The 20,383-nt window shown below is 64.3% G+C and carries 13 protein-coding genes, 1 tRNA gene and 3 rRNA genes; 13 read left to right on the top strand and 4 right to left on the bottom strand.

Features of this window, described 5'->3' with window-relative positions; genetic code table 11:
* Positions 1-23 precede the first annotated feature (23 nt).
* The 4 genes from MRBLWO13_RS10745 (at position 24) to rrf (ending at position 6,246) form a co-directional block, all read left to right on the top strand.
* Positions 24-96, top strand: a tRNA-Ala gene (locus MRBLWO13_RS10745).
* Between the two features lie 869 nt (positions 97-965).
* A 16S ribosomal RNA gene (locus MRBLWO13_RS10750) occupies positions 966-2,488 on the top strand.
* Between the two features lie 430 nt (positions 2,489-2,918).
* A 23S ribosomal RNA gene (locus tag MRBLWO13_RS10755) occupies positions 2,919-6,022 on the top strand.
* A gap of 107 nt (positions 6,023-6,129) precedes the next feature.
* Positions 6,130-6,246, top strand: a 5S ribosomal RNA gene (gene rrf, locus MRBLWO13_RS10760).
* The 16S, 23S and 5S rRNA genes sit together here, the layout of an rRNA operon.
* Before the next feature lie 112 nt (positions 6,247-6,358).
* Here rrf and MRBLWO13_RS10765 read toward each other — a convergent pair.
* Positions 6,359-7,126 carry an IclR family transcriptional regulator gene (locus MRBLWO13_RS10765; RefSeq protein WP_341973973.1) on the bottom strand — a complete coding sequence of 256 codons (768 nt, stop codon included), beginning with the start codon at positions 7,124-7,126 and terminating at the stop codon, positions 6,359-6,361.
* Positions 7,127-7,184: 58 nt separating this feature from the next.
* Between MRBLWO13_RS10765 and hutH the strand changes: the two genes are divergently transcribed.
* Genes hutH through hutI form a run of 3 tightly spaced genes read left to right on the top strand, consistent with a single transcriptional unit; the run spans position 7,185 to position 11,531 of the window.
* Positions 7,185-8,726: a histidine ammonia-lyase gene (hutH, locus tag MRBLWO13_RS10770; protein ID WP_341973975.1), complete on the top strand. Its 1,542-nt coding sequence runs from the start codon at positions 7,185-7,187 to the stop codon at positions 8,724-8,726.
* Positions 8,719-10,368, top strand: coding sequence for a urocanate hydratase (hutU, locus tag MRBLWO13_RS10775; protein WP_341973976.1), 1,650 nt, complete (start codon positions 8,719-8,721; stop codon positions 10,366-10,368). The genes hutH and hutU overlap by 8 nt, the downstream gene beginning before the upstream one ends.
* A complete protein-coding gene (hutI, locus tag MRBLWO13_RS10780) occupies positions 10,368-11,531 on the top strand; it encodes an imidazolonepropionase (protein ID WP_341973977.1) in 1,164 nt (387 codons plus the stop codon). The genes hutU and hutI overlap by 1 nt, the downstream gene beginning before the upstream one ends.
* Here the strand turns inward: hutI and MRBLWO13_RS10785 are convergent.
* Both MRBLWO13_RS10785 and MRBLWO13_RS10790 read right to left on the bottom strand, forming a co-directional pair.
* Entirely contained in the window at positions 11,528-11,917 is a 390-nt protein-coding gene (locus tag MRBLWO13_RS10785) for a YrdB family protein (RefSeq protein ID WP_341973978.1), read from the bottom strand. The genes hutI and MRBLWO13_RS10785 overlap by 4 nt on opposite strands.
* A 1-nt stretch (position 11,918) precedes the next feature.
* Entirely contained in the window at positions 11,919-13,196 is a 1,278-nt protein-coding gene (locus MRBLWO13_RS10790; protein ID WP_341973979.1) for a DUF445 domain-containing protein, read from the bottom strand.
* A 34-nt stretch (positions 13,197-13,230) separates the two neighbouring features.
* Between MRBLWO13_RS10790 and MRBLWO13_RS10795 the strand changes: the two genes are divergently transcribed.
* Positions 13,231-13,503 carry a metal-sensitive transcriptional regulator gene (locus MRBLWO13_RS10795; protein ID WP_102191548.1) on the top strand — a complete coding sequence of 91 codons (273 nt, stop codon included), beginning with the start codon at positions 13,231-13,233 and terminating at the stop codon, positions 13,501-13,503.
* A gap of 45 nt (positions 13,504-13,548) precedes the next feature.
* Here the strand turns inward: MRBLWO13_RS10795 and MRBLWO13_RS10800 are convergent, their stop codons facing one another.
* The gene (locus MRBLWO13_RS10800; protein ID WP_341973983.1) at positions 13,549-15,093 is read right to left on the bottom strand and encodes an amino acid permease; all 1,545 of its coding nucleotides are present in this window, start codon (positions 15,091-15,093) and stop codon (positions 13,549-13,551) included.
* Between the two features lie 159 nt (positions 15,094-15,252).
* Here MRBLWO13_RS10800 and MRBLWO13_RS10805 point away from each other — a divergent pair, with 159 nt between their 5' ends.
* The 5 genes from MRBLWO13_RS10805 to MRBLWO13_RS10825 are packed head-to-tail and all read left to right on the top strand — an operon-like array spanning position 15,253 to position 20,278.
* On the top strand, positions 15,253-16,608 hold the full coding sequence (locus MRBLWO13_RS10805; RefSeq protein ID WP_341973984.1) for a glutamine synthetase family protein: 1,356 nt from the start codon (positions 15,253-15,255) through the stop codon (positions 16,606-16,608).
* A complete protein-coding gene (locus tag MRBLWO13_RS10810; protein WP_341973987.1) occupies positions 16,589-17,347 on the top strand; it encodes a gamma-glutamyl-gamma-aminobutyrate hydrolase family protein in 759 nt (252 codons plus the stop codon). The genes MRBLWO13_RS10805 and MRBLWO13_RS10810 overlap by 20 nt, the downstream gene beginning before the upstream one ends.
* Positions 17,344-18,705 carry an aldehyde dehydrogenase family protein gene (locus MRBLWO13_RS10815; protein WP_341973988.1) on the top strand — a complete coding sequence of 454 codons (1,362 nt, stop codon included), beginning with the start codon at positions 17,344-17,346 and terminating at the stop codon, positions 18,703-18,705. The genes MRBLWO13_RS10810 and MRBLWO13_RS10815 overlap by 4 nt, the downstream gene beginning before the upstream one ends.
* Positions 18,706-18,764: 59 nt before the next feature.
* Positions 18,765-19,544, top strand: a complete 780-nt coding sequence (locus MRBLWO13_RS10820) for a 3-oxoacyl-ACP reductase (RefSeq protein ID WP_341973989.1) — start codon at positions 18,765-18,767, stop codon at positions 19,542-19,544.
* Positions 19,541-20,278: an FCD domain-containing protein gene (locus MRBLWO13_RS10825; RefSeq protein ID WP_341973991.1), complete on the top strand. Its 738-nt coding sequence runs from the start codon at positions 19,541-19,543 to the stop codon at positions 20,276-20,278. The genes MRBLWO13_RS10820 and MRBLWO13_RS10825 overlap by 4 nt, the downstream gene beginning before the upstream one ends.
* Positions 20,279-20,383 lie beyond the last annotated feature (105 nt).

Below are 20,383 nucleotides of genomic sequence, written 5' to 3' on the forward strand. Positions count from 1 at the left end.
GATAACGTAGTTGACGATCACACGGGCCTATGGCGCAGTTGGTAGCGCGCCTCGTTCGCATCGAGGAGGTCAGGGGTTCGAATCCCCTTAGGTCCACACTGTGTTGAGACAGTGACGAAGAGGCTCCGCTCCGGCGGGGCCTTTTCTGTGTCTTCGGGCACTGGTCATGGTGTGAGCGTCATGGACGACGGCACGAATCCGTAAGCGTCCGAGGCGCTGTTCGCACGTGCGCAGGATGCACTGCGTGAAGGCGGCCCCGGTGCTGCTGTCGACTTCCTCGAGAGCGCCGCCGCCGGGGGGAGTGCGGAGGCGATGCACCTGCGTCCGCCCTGGGGGACGAGGAGGCCGCCGCAGGGCTGAGAGATCCGCGAAGTCCGGGCGACACGCCCGGCGGTCCGTCCTGATTTGCCCAAACCCCGGGATCCGCGTAACTTATTACTTGTTCGCCCCACAGGGAAGCGGAGAGGCCGAGAGCCTTACCCCCCTCAAGCGGAGAACCACCTCCACCAAGATCTTCTCCTCGGAGCGGATCGGGACAGACTTCTGTCCAAGCTGGAGAATCCACCCCGGCGGTCGTCGAATTGACAAGCTCGCCGGAACGGATAAGCTAGTGAAGTTGCCTCGGCGCCTTGAGCGCCGGACAGCAGATCTGGTTCTAAGCCACTCGGCGCGTCGATTTGACAGGCCGAATAGCGAAGATAAGATAGAGAAGTTGCCCTTCGGGCCTGGTCGTGATGGCTGGGTCGTGGGAGCATCCGATCCTTGAGAACTCAACAGCGTGCACTTGTCAAATGCCAAATTATCCTCGTCCAAGCCTTTTGGTTTGGTTGAGAATTCCTTTGGATCAAAGACCAATCCCCTTTGTTGGGGGTTGGCATTCGGATGAAGTCAGCAATGAATTTGTCTCTTTGGTCGGTATCAAACTCGCTGCGTCACCGTTTTCCCGGTGGGGTATGCAATTTCTTTTTATGGAGAGTTTGATCCTGGCTCAGGATGAACGCTGGCGGCGTGCTTAACACATGCAAGTCGAACGGTGAAGCCCAGCTTGCTGGGTGGATCAGTGGCGAACGGGTGAGTAACACGTGAGCAACCTGCCCCTGACTCTGGGATAAGCGCTGGAAACGGCGTCTAATACTGGATACGAGACGTGACCGCATGGTCAACGTTTGGAAAGATTTTTCGGTTGGGGATGGGCTCGCGGCCTATCAGCTTGTTGGTGAGGTAATGGCTCACCAAGGCGTCGACGGGTAGCCGGCCTGAGAGGGTGACCGGCCACACTGGGACTGAGACACGGCCCAGACTCCTACGGGAGGCAGCAGTGGGGAATATTGCACAATGGGCGGAAGCCTGATGCAGCAACGCCGCGTGAGGGATGACGGCCTTCGGGTTGTAAACCTCTTTTAGCAGGGAAGAAGCGAAAGTGACGGTACCTGCAGAAAAAGCGCCGGCTAACTACGTGCCAGCAGCCGCGGTAATACGTAGGGCGCAAGCGTTATCCGGAATTATTGGGCGTAAAGAGCTCGTAGGCGGTTTGTCGCGTCTGCTGTGAAATCTGGGGGCTCAACCCCCAGCCTGCAGTGGGTACGGGCAGACTAGAGTGCGGTAGGGGAGATTGGAATTCCTGGTGTAGCGGTGGAATGCGCAGATATCAGGAGGAACACCGATGGCGAAGGCAGATCTCTGGGCCGTAACTGACGCTGAGGAGCGAAAGGGTGGGGAGCAAACAGGCTTAGATACCCTGGTAGTCCACCCCGTAAACGTTGGGAACTAGTTGTGGGGTCCATTCCACGGATTCCGTGACGCAGCTAACGCATTAAGTTCCCCGCCTGGGGAGTACGGCCGCAAGGCTAAAACTCAAAGGAATTGACGGGGACCCGCACAAGCGGCGGAGCATGCGGATTAATTCGATGCAACGCGAAGAACCTTACCAAGGCTTGACATATACGAGAACGGGCCAGAAATGGTCAACTCTTTGGACACTCGTAAACAGGTGGTGCATGGTTGTCGTCAGCTCGTGTCGTGAGATGTTGGGTTAAGTCCCGCAACGAGCGCAACCCTCGTTCTATGTTGCCAGCACGTAATGGTGGGAACTCATGGGATACTGCCGGGGTCAACTCGGAGGAAGGTGGGGATGACGTCAAATCATCATGCCCCTTATGTCTTGGGCTTCACGCATGCTACAATGGCCGGTACAAAGGGCTGCAATACCGCGAGGTGGAGCGAATCCCAAAAAGCCGGTCCCAGTTCGGATTGAGGTCTGCAACTCGACCTCATGAAGTCGGAGTCGCTAGTAATCGCAGATCAGCAACGCTGCGGTGAATACGTTCCCGGGTCTTGTACACACCGCCCGTCAAGTCATGAAAGTCGGTAACACCTGAAGCCGGTGGCCTAACCCTTGTGGAGGGAGCCGTCGAAGGTGGGATCGGTAATTAGGACTAAGTCGTAACAAGGTAGCCGTACCGGAAGGTGCGGCTGGATCACCTCCTTTCTAAGGAGCAACTGGCAGCTTTGCTGTCCAGACCCCAGTTCGAAGGCGTCTGTTCTTCGCTGGGAGCTCATGGGTGGAACATTTGACATGGTGCGATCGATGAGAGTTTCTTCTAGTACACCGCTTGCGGTTGGAACGGGGAGGGTTTCGGATGTCGTGCCTGCACGCTGTTGGGTCCTGAGGGACCGGATGAGCTTTGACCTTTCGGGGTTGTGAGCGCAGTCGGTTACTCTGGGCCTCTTTCTGTTTCCCCCGGTTTTGTGGGGTTGTGGATTGGGGCACCGCCCGTACTTTGAGAACTACACAGTGGACGCGAGCATCTTGCAATGCACTCTTTGAGTGTGTTGCACAAGATGATCTTAAAGATCATTAGTCAATTTCAGATCCAGTTTTAGTGACTGGGTCGAGTTTTTGATTCAAACTCATGTGATTTCAAGTCTTTAAGAGCAAACGGTGGATGCCTTGGCATCTGGAGCCGAAGAAGGACGTAGCAATCTGCGATAAGCCTCGGGGAACTGATAAGCAAGTTTTGATCCGAGGGTGTCCGAATGGGGAAACCCCGCTGGGCGGCGTGCCGACCTAGTGACTCCCGCCTGAATATATAGGGCGGGTAGAGGGAACGTGGGGAAGTGAAACATCTCAGTACCCACAGGAAGAGAAAGCAACCGCGATTCCGTTAGTAGTGGCGAGCGAAACCGGAACAGGCTAAACCTAGCGTGTGTGATAGCCGGCAGGTGTTGCACGTTGGGGGTTGTGGGACTTTTCAGTCATTTCTGCCGAGATGGCGGCGTTACAAGAAGGTATAGACGAACGGTCTTGAAAGGCCGGTCATAGAGGGTGCCAACCCCGTAGTCGAAATGCCTCTCTTGGCGCGAAGAGTATCCCAAGTAGCACGGGGCCCGAGAAATCCCGTGTGAATCTGTCAGGACCACCTGATAAGCCTAAATACTCCCAGATGACCGATAGCGGACAAGTACCGTGAGGGAAAGGTGAAAAGTACCCCGGGAGGGGAGTGAAATAGTACCTGAAACCGTTTGCTTACAAACCGTTGGAGCCTCCTTAGTAGGGGTGACAGCGTGCCTTTTGAAGAATGAGCCTGCGAGTTAGCGATATGTGGCGAGGTTAACCCGTGTGGGGTAGCCGTAGCGAAAGCGAGTCTGAATAGGGCGATTCAGTCGCATGTCCTAGACCCGAAGCGAAGTGATCTATCCATGGCCAGGTTGAAGCGACGGTAAGACGTCGTGGAGGACCGAACCCACTTAGGTTGAAAACTGAGGGGATGAGCTGTGGATAGGGGTGAAAGGCCAATCAAACTTCGTGATAGCTGGTTCTCTCCGAAATGCATTTAGGTGCAGCGTTGCGTGTTTCTTGCCGGAGGTAGAGCTACTGGATGGCCGATGGGCCCTACAAGGTTACTGACGTCAGCCAAACTCCGAATGCCGGTAAGTGAGAGCGCAGCAGTGAGACTGTGGGGGATAAGCTTCATAGTCGAGAGGGAAACAACCCAGACCACCAACTAAGGTCCCAAAGCGCGTGCTAAGTGGGAAAGGATGTGGAGTTGCTGTGACAACCAGGAGGTTGGCTTAGAAGCAGCCACCCTTGAAAGAGTGCGTAATAGCTCACTGGTCAAGTGATTCCGCGCCGACAATGTAACGGGGCTCAAGCACGCCACCGAAGTTGTGGCATTGACATTATTGGTAGGCCTTCGTGGTCCAGCCGTGTTGATGGGTAGGAGAGCGTCGTGTGGCCAGCGAAGCGGCGGTGTGAACCAGCCGTGGAGGCTACACGAGTGAGAATGCAGGCATGAGTAGCGAATGACGTGTGAGAAACACGTCCTCCGAAAGACCAAGGGTTCCAGGGTCAAGCTAATCTTCCCTGGGTAAGTCGGGACCTAAGGCGAGGCCGACAGGCGTAGTCGATGGACAACGGGTTGATATTCCCGTACCGGCGAAGAACCGCCCAAGCTAATCCAGTAGTGCTAAGTGTCTGAATCCCAGTGACTGATCCCTTCGGGGTGACGCTCTGGGCCTAGCGCACGACCCCATTCTGGTGCGGTTAGCGTATTAACAGGTGTGACGCAGGAAGGTAGTCCAGCCGGGCGATGGTAGTCCTGGTGCAAGTGCGTAGGCCGAGTCGTAGGCAAATCCGCGACTCACATAGGCTGAGACACGATGCGGATAAAAAGTGGATGATCCTATGCTGCCAAGAAAAGCATCGACGCGAGGTTCAAGCCGCCCGTACCCCAAACCGACTCAGGTGGTCAGGTAGAGAATACCAAGGAGATCGAGAGAATCGTGGTTAAGGAACTCGGCAAAATGCCCCCGTAACTTCGGGAGAAGGGGGGCCTTCGGCGTATAGGGATTTACTCCCAAAAGCGTTTGGAGGCCGCAGAGACTAGTGGGTAGCGACTGTTTACTAAAAACACAGGTCCGTGCTAAGTCGCAAGACGATGTATACGGACTGACGCCTGCCCGGTGCTGGAAGGTTAAGAGGACCGGTTAGCCGCAAGGCGAAGCTGAGAATTTAAGCCCCAGTAAACGGCGGTGGTAACTATAACCATCCTAAGGTAGCGAAATTCCTTGTCGGGTAAGTTCCGACCTGCACGAATGGCGTAACGACTTCCCAACTGTCTCAACCGCGAACTCGGCGAAATTGCATTACGAGTAAAGATGCTCGTTACGCGCAGCAGGACGGAAAGACCCCGTGACCTTTACTACAGCTTGGTATTGGTGTTCGGTGTGGCTTGTGTAGGATAGGTGGGAGACTTTGAAGCGTGGACGCTAGTTCATGTGGAGTCATTGTTGAAATACCACTCTGGTCACTCTGGATATCTAACTTCGAACCGTAATCCGGTTCAGGGACAGTGCCTGGTGGGTAGTTTAACTGGGGCGGTTGCCTCCCAAAAAGTAACGGAGGCGCCCAAAGGTTCCCTCAACCTGGTTGGTAATCAGGTGTCGAGTGTAAGTGCACAAGGGAGCTTGACTGTGAGACTGACAGGTCGAGCAGGGACGAAAGTCGGGACTAGTGATCCGGCAGTGGCTTGTGGAAGCGCTGTCGCTCAACGGATAAAAGGTACCTCGGGGATAACAGGCTGATCTTGCCCAAGAGTCCATATCGACGGCATGGTTTGGCACCTCGATGTCGGCTCGTCGCATCCTGGGGCTGGAGTAGGTCCCAAGGGTTGGGCTGTTCGCCCATTAAAGCGGTACGCGAGCTGGGTTTAGAACGTCGTGAGACAGTTCGGTCCCTATCCGCTGCGCGCGTAGGAAATTTGAGAGGATCTGACCCTAGTACGAGAGGACCGGGTTGGACGAACCTCTGGTGTGTCAGTTGTTCCGCCAGGAGCACCGCTGATTAGCTACGTTCGGGATGGATAACCGCTGAAAGCATCTAAGCGGGAAGCCGGCCTCAAGATGAGATTTCCATACCTTCGGGTGAGAGGCTCCCAGCCAGACTACTGGGTTGATAGGCCAGATGTGGAAGCACGGTAACGTGTGCAGCTGACTGGTACTAATAAGCCGATGACTTGATAACACACCCGTTTGTTGGTGCTACGCGTCCACTGAGTGGTTCTCGATGTACGGTCGAGAACCACATAACAATGACTTTGTTATGTGTTTTGATTGAAACATCAATAGTGTTTCGGCGGCCATAGCGTGAGGGAAACGCCCGGTTACATTCCGAACCCGGAAGCTAAGCCTCACAGCGCCGATGGTACTGCAGGGGGGACCCTGTGGGAGAGTAGGACACCGCCGGACTTCTTTTAAGCAAATGGCCACCCATCGTTGGGTGGCCATTTCGCGTTAACAACACAACCAGGAGAGCGACCCGAGAGGGTGGCTCTCCTGCGTTAACGTCGCAGCACGCCCGTCACCGCTTCAACCGGGATTCCAGAAGCGCGGCCGTCTCTTTGACGGACTCAGCCAGCTGCTGTTCGTCTACGTCGTCTCCGCCCCAGGTGACGGCCACCGCGGCCACCGGCCAGCCGGAGTGGTCGCGCACGGCGGCACCGACCGATCGAAGTCCGTCGGCGACTTCGCTGTCCTCGACGGCGAAGCCACGGGCTCGCACTTCACGGAGCAGCTCACGCAACTCACCCGGTGTGCGAGGTCCACGGCCAGTACGATCCGGAAACGCAGAGGCATTCGGATAGAGCGCTCTGACCTGCTCCCTCGGAAGCACGGCGAGCATCGCCCGTCCGCTGGCCGTGAGGTGCGCCGGCAGACGGACGCCCACCTCCGTCACCAGCGCCGGTCGTCGGGGCGCGCGTTCCTCGACGATGTACAGCACGTCACCGCCGCTCATGACGGCGAGGTGTGCGCTTTCTCCGAGTCGATCCGAGAGGGCCCCGACCAGCGTGCGGCCGAGTCGCGCCAGTGGTTGCTGGCGTGCGTATCCGCTGGCGAGTTCGAACGCTGAGGTACCGAGGCCCCATCGACGCTCCTCGCTCAGGTGCAGCACGAACCCGTGCGCCGACAGTGTCGACAGCAGGTGGTAGACGGTCGAGCGGGGCAGTCCGAGCTCACGGGCGATCGCCGATGCGGCCACCGGTGCGGGGCGGCCGGCCAGGTATCGGAGAATGCGAAGCGTGCCGTCGGCCGCGGGGACCTGAGCGGTCTCGGCTTTGTCTGGGATCACAGACACAGGATGTCATGAACCGCTGTCGGCGTCGAGCTGTCGGGTGTGGAATCGAAGCATGAGTGATCTGCCTTCCGTTCTCGTCGGCCACCAGCCGCTGGCCCCCGCCGATGTCGTCGCGGTGGCCCGCGACGGCGCACCCGTGGTCATTGCCGCCGAGGCGCTCGACCGCGTCGCGCACACGCGCAACGTCATCGACGGCCTTGCCGCTGATCCGCACCCGCACTACGGCGTCTCCACCGGCTTCGGCGCGCTGGCGACCACGTTCATCGCCCCCGATCGCCGGCTGCAGCTGCAGGCCAGCCTGATCCGGTCGCACGCCGCCGGCACGGGTGCCGAAGTCGAGCGCGAGGTCATCCGCGGGCTGCAACTGCTCCGCCTGCAGACTCTTGCCTCAGGGCGCACCGGTGTGCGTCCGATCGTCGTGGAGACCTACGCCGCGATGCTCAACGCCGGAGTGACCCCGGTGGTGCGTGAGTACGGTTCACTCGGGTGCTCCGGTGACCTCGCGCCTCTCGCGCACATCGCCCTCGCCGCGATGGGGGAGGGTGAGGTCAGGGACGCCGCCGGTGCACTGCGTCCGGCATCCGAGGCACTGACCGCCGCCGGCATCGAGCCGGTCACGCTGGTCGAGAAGGAGGGGCTCGCGCTCATCAACGGCACCGACGGCATGCTCGGAATGCTCGTGCTCGCGCTGCACGACCTGGAGGCGCTGCTCGTCACGGCCGATATCGCCGCCGCGATGTCGGTCGAATCGCAGCTCGGCACCGATGCGGTGTTCGCCGCCGACCTGATGGCTCTGCGTCCACAGGAAGGGCAGTCGACGTCGGCCGCGAACCTGCGCGCGTTCCTCTCGAATTCGCCCATGGTCGCCAGCCACAAGGGCCCGGATGACGGACGTGTTCAGGATGCGTACTCGCTGCGCTGCTCGCCGCAGGTGCACGGCACCGCCCGCGACACCATGGGCTACGCCGCGATGATCGCCGGCCGCGAACTCGCCAGCGTCATCGACAACCCGGTGATCACCGTGGACGGACGGATCGAGTCGAACGGGAACTTCCATGGCGCACCGGTCGCCGCCGTCCTCGACTTCCTGGCCATCTCGGTCGCCGATGTCGCCTCGGTCTCCGAGCGACGTACCGACCGTGCGCTCGACCCCGCGCGCAGCCACGGACTTCCGCCGTTCCTCGCCGACGAGGTGGGTGTCGACTCCGGTCTCATGATCGCTCAGTACGCCGCGGCCGGCATCGTCTCGGAGCTGAAGCGCCTCGCCGTTCCGGCATCCGTCGACTCGATTCCCTCGTCCGCGATGCAGGAGGACCACGTGTCGATGGGGTGGGCAGCGGCTCGCAAGCTCCGTCGCGCGATCGACGGTCTCGGCCGGGTGCTCGCCATCGAGATCCTCACTGCGGCCCGCGCACTCGACCTGCGCGCACCGCTCGAGGCAGGGCCGGCCACCGGCGCGGTCCGCGACCTCGTCCGCACCGTCGCCGCCGGTCCTGGCCCCGATCGCTTCCTGTCCCCGGAGATGGAAGCCGTCACCGAACTCGTCCAGTCGGGCGCTGTCGCCCGCACCGCAAAGGAGTACGTGAATGTCTGAACCACGCAACATCCGCGCAGCGCGCGGCAACGTGCGCACCGCGAAGAGCTGGGGCGCAGAGGCTGCCAAGCGCATGCTGATGAACAACCTCGATGCCGAGGTCGCCGAGCACCCCGAGGACCTCGTGGTCTACGGCGGCACGGGGAAGGCCGCGCGCAGCTGGGAGGCGTACGACGCGATCATCCGTACCCTCGACGAGCTGGAACCCGACGAGACGCTGCTCGTGCAGTCCGGCAAACCCGTCGGTGTCTTCCGTACGCATGAGTGGGCACCGCGCGTCCTCATCGCCAATTCCAACCTCGTCGGCGACTGGGCGACCTGGCCTGAGTTCCGCAAGCTCGAAGAGCTGGGTCTGATCATGTACGGGCAGATGACCGCCGGATCATGGATCTACATCGGCACCCAGGGCATCCTGCAGGGTACCTACGAGACCTTCGCGGCCGTCGCCCGTTCGCTCGGGCGTGACTCCCTCACGGGCACGCTCACCCTCACCGGTGGAGCCGGTGGCATGGGCGGCGCCCAGCCGCTGGCTGTGACGTTGAACGACGGCGTCGTGCTGATCGTCGACGTCGACGAGTCGCGTCTCTCGCGCCGCGTCGAGCACGGCTACCTCGACGAGTACACCACCGACCTCGACGCCGCGGTGGCCCGCGTCGTCGCCGCCAAGGACGCGGGCGAAGCGCTCTCGGTGGGTGTCGTCGGCAACGCGGCAGAGCTGTTCCCCGAACTGCTCCGCCGCGGTGTGCCGATCGACATCGTGACCGATCAGACCAGCGCGCACGACCCGCTCGCGTACCTGCCCGTCGGGATCTCGGTCGCCGACTGGAAGGCCGAGGCCGAGCGCGACGCCGAGGAGTTCACCCGCCGTTCGCGGGAGTCCATGGCCGCGCAGGTCGCCGCGATGGTGGCCTTCAAGGATGCCGGTGCTGCTGTCTTCGACTACGGCAACTCGATCCGCGCCGAAGCGGTTCTGGGCGGCTTCGACCGCGCCTTCGAGTTCCCCGGGTTCGTGCCGGCCTACATCCGGCCGCAGTTCGAGGAGGGCCGTGGGCCGTTCCGGTGGGCGGCGCTCTCCGGCGACCCGGAAGACATCTACAAGACCGATCGCGCGATCGCCGAACTGTTCCCCGAAGACAAGGCGCTGCATCGGTGGCTGGAGAAGGCAGGCGAGAAGGTGCACTTCGAGGGCCTGCCCGCCCGCATCTGCTGGCTCGGCTACAAGGAACGGCACCTCGCCGGCCTCAAGTTCAACGAGATGGTGGCATCCGGTGAACTGAAGGCGCCGATCGTGATCGGCCGTGACCACCTCGACTCCGGATCCGTCGCCTCGCCGTACCGCGAGACCGAGTCCATGAAGGACGGCTCCGACGCGATCGCCGACTGGCCGCTGCTGAACGCGCTGTTGAACACCGCCTCCGGAGCTTCCTGGGTGTCCCTGCACCACGGCGGAGGTGTGGGCATCGGCCGCAGCATCCACGCCGGTCAGGTATCGGTCGCCGACGGCTCCGCGCTTGCCGCGGAGAAGCTCGAGCGGGTGCTCACGAACGATCCGGGTACCGGGGTCATGCGTCACGTCGATGCCGGCTACGAGCACGCCAAGGACGTCGCCCGCGAGCGCGGCCTCAAGGTGCCGATGTTGTGATGAGCACGCTGATCACGAACATCGGGGAGCTGACGACCAACGTCGCAGCCGACGGCGACCTCTGCGGCACGCTGCGTGACGCGGCGGTGCTCATCGAGGACGGGCGGATCGCCTGGGTAGGCCCAGCCGCCCAGGCGCCGGCGGCCGCAGAGATCGTCGACGCCGACGGGCGGGCGATGATCCCGGGCTTCGTCGACAGTCACAGCCACCTCGTCTTCGCCGGGGACCGCGCTGTCGAGTTCGAGTCGCGGATGGCGGGGCAGAAGTATGCTGCCGGCGGCATCCGCTCGACCGTCGCGGCGACGCGTGCCGCCTCGGAGGAGGAACTGCGCGGGCGGTTGCGCGGCTTCCTCGACGAGATGCTCGCCCAGGGCACCACGACGGTGGAGATCAAGAGCGGCTACGGGCTGGACGTCGAGACGGAGGAGCGGCTGGTGCGCCTCGCCGCCGAGGTGACGCCCGAGGTGACATTCCTCGGCGCGCATGTGGTTCCGGCTGAGTATGCCGATCGTGCGGACGAGTACGTCGATCTCGTGACGGGGCGGATGCTGGATGCCTGCGCTCCGCATGCGAAGTGGATCGACGTCTTCTGCGAGACCGGGGCTTTCACCGTCGAGCAGTCGCGCCGGGTGCTGGAGGCGGGCATCGCTCGCGGACTGGCGCCGCGCGTGCATGCGAGCCAGCTGGGCCCGGGGGAGGGCGTGCAGCTCGCCGTCGATCTGGGCGCCGCATCCATCGATCACGGCACGTACCTGACGGACACCGATGTGGCGGCTCTCGCCGCGTCCGACACCGTGCTCACGCTGCTGCCCGGTGTCGAATTCTCGACCCGCCAGCCGTATCCCGATGCCCGTCGCCTCATCGACGCCGGCGTGACGGTCGCGCTGGCCTGCGACACGAATCCGGGATCGAGCTTCACCTCGTCGATGCCGTTCTGCATCGCCGTCGCGGTGCGCGACATGGGCATGACGCCCGCCGAAGCCGTATGGGCCGCGACGGCCGGTGGAGCACGGGCCCTGCGACGCGACGACATCGGCGTCATCGTCCCTGGTGCGCGCGCCGATCTGGTACTGCTGGACGCGCCGACGCGCATCCACCTCGCCTACCGGCCCGGCGTGCCGCTCGTGTCCCACGTGTGGAAGGACGGCGTCGCGATCCGCTAGGTGACGCGTTGCGCCCCTCTGCGCGGTGCGAGTACGGCGATGGCGATGCGGTCGACGGCCCAGACCACGAAACCGATGATCGCCGGGACACCGAGTCCCGTCAGGGACAGCGCCAGGGCGACGCCGACGAAGAGCACGGTCTCGAGTGCGAGCTTCATCGGCTCCGGAAGGACGAACCGCGCCCGCGGCGAGAGCAAGAGGCCCCAGACGACGGCGACGGAGACCGGGGCCACGACGGCCGCGACCCATCCCCACGGACCGGGAAGCAGTCGCCACGCTGCGACAGCTGCGCCTGCGAGAAGGGCGAGTTCGATGAGGAACCTCGCGACGAGGGCCGTCGCGAGGAGCGGCGACGCGTTGTCGAGGGGGTTCACCGGCGGGGTCACGTCAGACGCCGGGGATCAGTGCGTGGGCGATCGCGAAGATGGCGAGGCCGGCGAGGGCGCCGACGAAGGTGCCGTTGAGCCGGATGTACTGCAGGTCACGGCCGACCATGAGCTCGATCTTCTCCGTCGTCTCGGCCGGATCCCAGCGTTCCACGGTGTCGGTGATGATCGAGGCGATGTCGTGCCGGTACCGGTCGACGAGGAACACGGCCGCATCGGCGACCCAGGTGTCGACACGGCGCTGCAGCCCGTCATCCGTCGTGAGGCGTGCGCCGATCTCCTGCAGCGCCTGCGTTGCGCGGCGTCGCAACCCGCTCTCGGGATCGGCGAGAGCAGTGAGCAGCCCGGCCTTCGCGGTGTTCCATGCTTCGGCGGCCAGAGCGCCGACCCGAGGGCTGTCGAACAACGTGGACTTGGCGTTCTCGAGCTTCGCCCGGGTCACGGGGTCATGCTGCAGGTTGTAGGCGAGGCGGGTGAGGTACCCGTCGACGGCGAGACGGGCCGGATGCTGGCGGTCGGCCTGCACCGCATGCACGAAGCGCAGCGCTTCGTTGTAGGCAGTTTCGTCGACGAAGCGGTGTGCGAGCTTGGGGACCCACGAGGGGAGGCGCCGGGAGATGAGGCCGTGGAAGGCCACGGCATTGGCGTCGAGCCAGGTCGCGATACTGTCCACCGCGAGGTCGACGGCGCCGTGGTGCGCATCGGCCTCGACGATCTTGCCGAGCCAGACCCCGGCCGGCGGCCCCCATTCCGGGGAGACCAGGTGCTCGCGGGCGAGGTCGGTGATCAGATCGCGGACGTCGTCGTCGCTGAGCGCGTTCAGTACCGCGGTGGCGACGGCTGCGCCCTCGGTGGCCACACGTTCGGCGTGGGGTGCTTGGCGGAGCCATTCGCCGGCGCGCAGCGCGATGGCGGTGCTGGAGAGCTTCGTGCGTACGACGGATGCTTCGAGGAAGTTCGTCTCGACGAACTCCCCGAGGCTGCGGCCGATCTCATCCTTGCGACTCGGAATGATCGCGGTGTGGGGGATCGGCAGGCCCAGCGGCCTGCGGAACAGGGCGGTGACGGCGAACCAGTCCGCGAGCGCGCCGACCATGCCGCCCTCGGCAGCAGCGCGCACGTAACTCAGCCACGGCTGTCGCTCTTGCAGCCAGAACGCCACGACGAAGACGACCGCCATGAACACGAGCGCGCCGAGCGCGACCGCTTTCATGCGGCGCAGGGCGCGGAGGCGCACCTGGTCGGCGGGGGAGAGCTGCGTCATCGGGGTTCGCGGCATGACGTCATCCTTTCATGGCGACTAACCTCGAACCGTGATCGAAGACATCAAGAAGCGTGCATTGCACCGCACCAGCATTCTCGAGGGCCAGATGCGCGGAGTCGCGCGGATGATCGAGAACGAGGAGTACTGCATGGACATCATCACGCAGTCGCGTGCGATCCAGCGGTCTCTGGAATCGTTGAACCGTCTGCTCCTGGAGAACCACCTCCGCACCCATGTCACGCACATGTTCGAGCATGGCGGCGAGGAGCGCGACAAGGCGGTGCTCGAGTTGTTGAAGGCGTTCGACTTCGATTCGAAGTAGGCCGCGCCCCCGCGTGGGGCCCACTTCGAATCGAAGACGGTCGGCCTACTTCGTACCGAAGACCTCGCCCTCCATCGCGTCGTAGCCCTCGGCCTGCGGGTCGCCGTGCGTTCCACCGGAGAGGGCGTACTCCTCCTCGGGGGAGAGCACCAGACGGTGACGGAAGAACAGTCCGAACCCGACCAGGATGATGACGTAGACGATCGCGATGGCGATGATCGCGGGCCCGAACGTCGGGTTCAGCAGGAAGCCGACGAAGATGAGCGCGGCGATCACCAGGGCGATGACGGCTCCGGGGATGCCCCAGGGGCTGCGATACGGGCGGTCGGCGTTCGGGTACTTCTTGCGCAGCACCATGAACGACACCAGCTGAAGCGCATAGGCGAGCACCGCTCCCCACACCGCGATGTTCAGAACGATCGCACCTGCCACGGATCCGGCGCCTTCGGCGTCGACGGCGGCGAGGACATCCAGCACGATCAGGGCGACGAACCCGATCGCCGCGCCGACGACCAGAGCGACCCACGGTGTCTGGCGCTTACCGGTGAGCGAGAGGAACCGAGGGTAGTAGCCGGCCCGGGACAGCGAGTACATGTTGCGGCCGTAGGCGAACATGATCCCCTGGAGCGAGGCGAGCAGACCGATCAGGGCGAACAGGGCGAGGACGGCGGCCATCTGATCGCCGACGATCGCGCGGAAGCCGTCGAGGAGAGGTTCGCCGGCCACGCTGGTCGCCTCGGCACCGAGGATGCCGGTGTTCAGGAACAGGACGAGGAGGCCGGTCACGATGAGCGTGCCGCGGGCCCAGAACCCGGCCTTGGGAATGTCGCGGGTGGGGTTGTGCGACTCTTCGGCGGCGAGGGGCAGCTCCTCGATTCCGAGGAAGAACCACATCGCGAACGGGAGCGCGAACAGGATCGGGAGTACGCCGTGCGGGAGGAACGCCGTCTGTCCGGGATCGGGCGCGATGTTCCAGAGCGAATCCCAGGAGAAGGCGCCGGAGAAGGCGGCCATCACCGAGAAGACGAGGATGATGCCGATCGAGATGATGGAGACGATGATCGCGAAGCGGAACGAGATCGCGGCTCCGGCCGAGTTCAGGGCGATGAAGACGACGTAGAGGATGATGTACCACGCCCATCCCGGCAAGGTGAAGTCGAACAGTTCGCTGGTGATGCCGTTGGCGTAGGAGGCGGAGAAGTAGACGATCACCGCCGTCGTGGCGACGTATTCGATCGTCTCGGCGGCGCCGGTGACGAGGCCGCCCCACGGGCCCATGGCCGAGCGCGCGAACGAATAGGCGCCGCCGGTGTGCGGCATCGCGGCGGCCATCTCTCCGATCGAGAAGATCATGCCGTAGTACATGAGCACCAGGATCGCGAAGGCGATGAGCATTCCGCCGAAGCCGGCGAAGTCGATGCCGAAGTTCCATCCGGAGAAGTCTCCGGAAATGACTGCGGCGACCGCGAGACCCCACAGCCCCCACACTCCTGCGGATCGCTTCAGCGTCCGCTTCTCGAAGTAATCGCTGCCGGCGCGGGTATAGGTCGCCCCACCGACCTTGCGCGACCCAGTTTTCTGCTCAGACATCCGGTCTCCATTCGCATGCAGTCAGGCGCCGACTGCACCTAGCGCCCGATTGTGGCATCCAATGGTGGATTCGTCTACCTTTAAACCCGGAAGGTGTTCTACTCTGAGGGCGGAGCCGGTCGGCTGATCGCTCCACCGCACACAGGACAGGAGCGTCAGATGTCGGGAAACCTGAGCATCGAGCAGCTGGATGCCGGCATCGGAGCCGGCGAGATCGATACCGTGATCGTGGCCTTCGCCGACGCCCAGGGGCGGCTGGTGGGCAAGCGGGTCTCTGCTCGACTGTTCCAGGAGGACATCCTTCACCACGGCGCCGAGGCGTGCGACTACCTGCTCTCGGTCGACGTCGACATGAACACGGTCGACGGCTACGCGATGTCGGGCTGGGATCGCGGATACGGGGACATGGTGCTGCGCCCGGATGCCGAGACTCTCCGCCGCATGCCCTGGCTGCCCGGTACCGCGCTCGTGATGGCAGACCTCGTCTGGCAGAACGGCGAACCGGTCGGCCCATCGCCGCGCGCGATCCTCGATCGGCAGCGCGACCGCCTGGCCGAGCGCGGCTGGACCGCCTTCTCCGGTACCGAGCTCGAGTTCATCGTGTTCGAGAACACCTACCGCGATGCCTGGGCACGCAAGTACGAGGGGCTGACGCCCGCGACGGACTACAACGTCGACTACAACCTCCTCGCCTCGACCCGCATGGAGCCGCTGCTGCGCGACATCCGCAACGGCATGGACGGTGCGGGGATGTATTGCGAGGGCGTCAAGGGGGAGTGCAACTTCGGTCAGCAGGAGATCGCGTTCCGCTACGCGGAGGTGCGGGAGACCGCCGATCAGCACGCGATCTACAAGAACGGCGCGAAGGAGATCGCCGAGCAGCATGGACAGGCGCTGACGTTCATGGCCAAGTTCAACGAGCGCGAAGGCAACAGCTGCCACATCCACCTCTCCCTCCGCGACCAGGACGGAACGCCGGTGATGGCGGGCGATGGCGAGCACGGGTTCAGCCCGATCATGGAGCACTGGATCGCCGGCATCCTGGCGACCCTGCGCGAATTCACCCTGCTGTACGCGCCGAACATCAACTCGTACAAGCGATTCGCGAAGGGCAGCTTCGCCCCGACCGGGGTGGCCTGGGGGATCGACAACCGCACCTGTGCGCTGCGGGTGATCGGGAGCGGCTCCGCGCTCCGCGTCGAGAACCGGGTGCCGGGCGGCGATGTGAACCCGTACCTCGGAATCTCGGCGATCATCGCCGGCGGACTGCACGGCATCGAGAACGAACTGGCGCTGCCCGAGCGCTTCACCGGCAACGCCTACGAGGCGGGCGTCGATCACCTGCCGACGACGCTGCGCGAGGCCGCGCAGCTGTTCAGCGAATCGTGGATCGCACGCGATGCGTTCGGCGACGACATGGTGGAGCACTATCTGAACCAGGCGCGTATCGAGGTCGAAGCCTATGATGCCGCCGTCACCGACTGGGAGCGCGTCCGTGGCTTCGAGCGACTCTGACGTGCGATCCGCGCCTCGCATCGGCGTCAGCACGTATCTGGAACGCGCCCAGCAGGGTGTCTGGGATGTGCGCGCGGCGTTCCTACCCGATGTGTATCTCAACGCGGTCACCGCATCCGGTGGCGTCGCCCTGCTGCTGCCTCCACAGGCCGAGCAGGTCGCCGACATCGCGGTGGCGGGTCTGGATGGTCTGATCCTCACCGGCGGTGCCGACGTGCAGCCGGAGCTCTACGGGGCCGAGCGTCATCCGCAGACGGATGCGGCGCGAATCGACCGTGACGCCTGGGAACTGGCGCTGTTCCGCGCCGCTGAGCGCCGGCGGCTCCCCGTGCTCGCGATCTGCCGCGGCCTGCAGCTGGTGAATGTGGCCAGGGGTGGAACGCTGCAGCAGCATCTGCCGGAGTCCCTCGGCACCGATCGCTATCGAATCGGCGGCGGCGTGTTCGCCGAGAACGAGGTGGCCATCGAGGCGGAGTCGACGCTCTCGCAGATCCTCGGAGACGAAACCTACCCGGTGCACAGCTACCACCATCAGGGCATCGGGCGACTCGGCGACGGCCTTGCCGTCAGCGCACGATCCGACGACGGTCTCGTGCAGGCGTTCGAGGGCGTCGGCGACGGATACCTCGTCGGCGTTCAGTGGCATCCGGAGGAGAACACCGACGACCGGCGGCTCTTCGAAGATCTCGTCTCACAGGCTCGCGCGTTCGCTGCGCGGCAGAAGGAGGAAACGCGATGAGCGCGTTCACTGTCATCAACCCGTCCACCGGCGCGCCGATCCGCGACATCACGCGCGCCGGCGTCGACGAGACGGATGCCGCGATCGCACGCGCCGTCGCCGCGCAGCGTCGCTGGGCGGCCCTCGCGCCGCTCGCGCGGGCTGATGCCCTGCGTGCGTTCGCCCGCGCCGTCGAAGGTGCGGTGGAGGAGCTGGCGCAGCTGGAAGTGCTGAACTCGGGGCATCCGATATCCTCGGCGCGGTGGGAGGCTGCGCATGTCGCCCAGGTCCTCAACTACTACTCCGCCGATCCCGAGCGGCTGTCCGGACGACAGATCCCTGTCGCGGGTGGCCTCGATGTGACCTTCCATGATCCGTACGGCGTCGTCGGTGTCATCGTGCCGTGGAACTTCCCGATGACGATCGCCTCCTGGGCGTTCGCGCCGGCGCTCGCCGCGGGCAACGCCGTTGTGCTGAAGCCGGCCGAGCTCACGCCACTGACGGCCATCCGGCTGGGCGAACTGGCCGTCGAAGCCGGGCTGCCCGCGGGACTGCTCGAGGTCGTCACCGGATCCGGGTCGGTCGTCGGGCAGCGGCTGGTCGAGCACCCGGATGTGCGCAAGGTGGTCTTCACCGGGTCGACTGAGGTCGGGATCGATGTGGCGGCCGGATGCGCCAGGGCGCTGAAGCCCGTGACGCTCGAGCTCGGTGGCAAGAGCGCCAACATCGTCTTCGCCGACGCCGACCTCGAGCGCGCTGTGGCCGCTGTTCCCGGGTCGGTGTTCGACAACGCGGGGCAGGACTGCTGCGCCCGCAGCCGTCTGCTCGTGCAGCGATCGGTGTACGACCGCTTCCTGGAGATGCTCGAACCCGCGGTGGCATCGTGGCGGGTCGGCGACCCCGGCAGCGCGGACAACGACATGGGACCCCTCATCTCGGCGAATCACCGCGACACCGTGTCGTCGTTCCTCGACGACGCGAACATCGCCTTCCGAGGGTCCGCACCCGAAGGCGACGGCTTCTGGTTCGCGCCGACCGTGGTGCTGGCGGACCCCGCCGACCGGATCGCGCAGCAGGAGGTGTTCGGACCCGTCGTCGCGGTGATGCCGTTCGAGGACGAGGCCGACGCGATCCGTCTCGCCAATGACACCGTCTACGGGCTCGCCGGATCCGTGTGGACCGAGAACCTCGGCCGCGCGGTCCGGGTCGCGCGCGGCGTGCAGAGCGGCGTGCTGTCGGTGAACTCCCACTCCTCGGTGCGCTACGCGACACCGTTCGGCGGCATGAAGGCGTCGGGTCTCGGGCGCGAACTGGGACCGGATGCCGCCGAGCATTTCACCGAGACCAAGAACGTCTTCTTCGCGACCGATGCCCTCTGATCGCGTCGCCTGCCCATCACTCGAACCTCTCACCCGAACCTCTCAACCGGAGAACACACATGAGCATTGATCTGACCCAGCGACTCAAGGATCGCGTCGCCATCATCACCGGCGGGGCGAGCGGTATCGGCTTCGCGACCGCCAAGCGGTTCGCCGCCGAGGGGGCGTTCGTCGTCATCGCAGACGTCGATCCGACCACCGGAGAGGCGGCCGCGACCGAGATCGGCGGAGCGTTCCGTTCCGTCGACGTCGCCGACGAAGTCAAGGTGAACGCGCTGTTCGACGGCGTCGCCGCCGAGTTCGGCCGGATCGACATCGCCTTCAACAACGCCGGCATCTCGCCGGCCGACGACGACTCGATCGAGACGACGGAGCTGCCGGCGTGGGACCGCGTCCAGGATGTGAACCTGAAGAGCGTGTACCTGTGCAGCCGGGCCGCGCTCCGGCACATGGTTCCGGCCGGTCGAGGGTCGATCATCAACACCGCCTCATTCGTCGCGCTGCTGGGATCCGCGACCTCGCAGATCAGCTACACGGCCTCGAAGGGCGGCGTGCTGGCGATGTCGCGTGAGCTCGGTGTGCAGTTCGCTCGCCAGGGCATCCGGGTGAACGCACTCTGCCCTGGGCCGGTCAACACGCCGTTGCTCCAGGAGCTCTTCGCCAAGGATCCGGAGCGCGCGCAGCGTCGTCTCGTGCACGTGCCGATGGGCCGTTTCGCCGAGCCCGAGGAGATGGCGGCTGCCGTGGCGTTCCTCGCCTCCGATGACTCGTCCTTCATCACCGCCAGCGCCTTCGTCGTGGACGGCGGAATCAGCAACGCCTACGTGACCCCGCTATGAGCATCGATCCTCCGGGTGCAGACGGCGGCGACCTCGCCGAGGTGCGTCGGGCGGTGTATCGACCGCTTCGCCGTGGGAACGCCCTGGAGGACACGGTGGCCCGCCTCGTGCAGACCATCCGCCTCGGCGTCGTCGCTCCGGGGGACTCGTTGCCGCCCGAGCGGGAACTCGCGGCGTCGTTCGGGGTGAGCCGTGACACCGTGCGCGACGCGATCCGTGAACTGGCCGACACCGGTTACCTGCTGCCGAAGCGAGGTCGCTACGGCGGCACATTCGTCGCGGATCCGCTCCCGCAGCCGTCGGTCGCGGGAGCCGTGACGCCCGTCGAGCTCGATGACGTCCTCGGGCTCCGTCTCGTGCTGGAGGCCGGGTCGGCGCACGCGGCTGCGAGCAGGACTCTGGATGCCGCGACCAGGGCCGAGCTGTGGGCACGGCACGAAGCCGCACTGCCTGCGGGGCCGGAGGAGTATCGGCGCCTGGACACGCTGTTCCATCTGGCGATCGCCGAGGCGGCCGGGGTGCCGTCGCTGGTCGCGCTCGTCGCCGAGAACCGGGCCGGCGTCAACGCCTGGCTCGACACCTTTCCGCTGATGCCCCGCAACATCCAGCATTCCGGAGAGCAGCACGAGCGCATCGTCACGGCGATCCTCGCCGGTCGCCCCGACGCCGCGGAGTCGGCGATGCGTGATCATCTCGCCGGGTCTGAAGCGCTGCTGAGAGGGTTCCTGATCTGAAGTCCAGCGGGTGTGAGATCGGGCAAACTCGGTCCTAATCGGAGGTGCACTACCGATTAGGCGACGAAAACCGTTGCGATCATGTTAACTCTCTTCTGTTTTCGC

The sequence above is a fragment of the Microbacterium sp. LWO13-1.2 genome, assembly GCF_038397725.1.
Classification (GTDB): Bacteria; Actinomycetota; Actinomycetes; order Actinomycetales; family Microbacteriaceae; genus Microbacterium.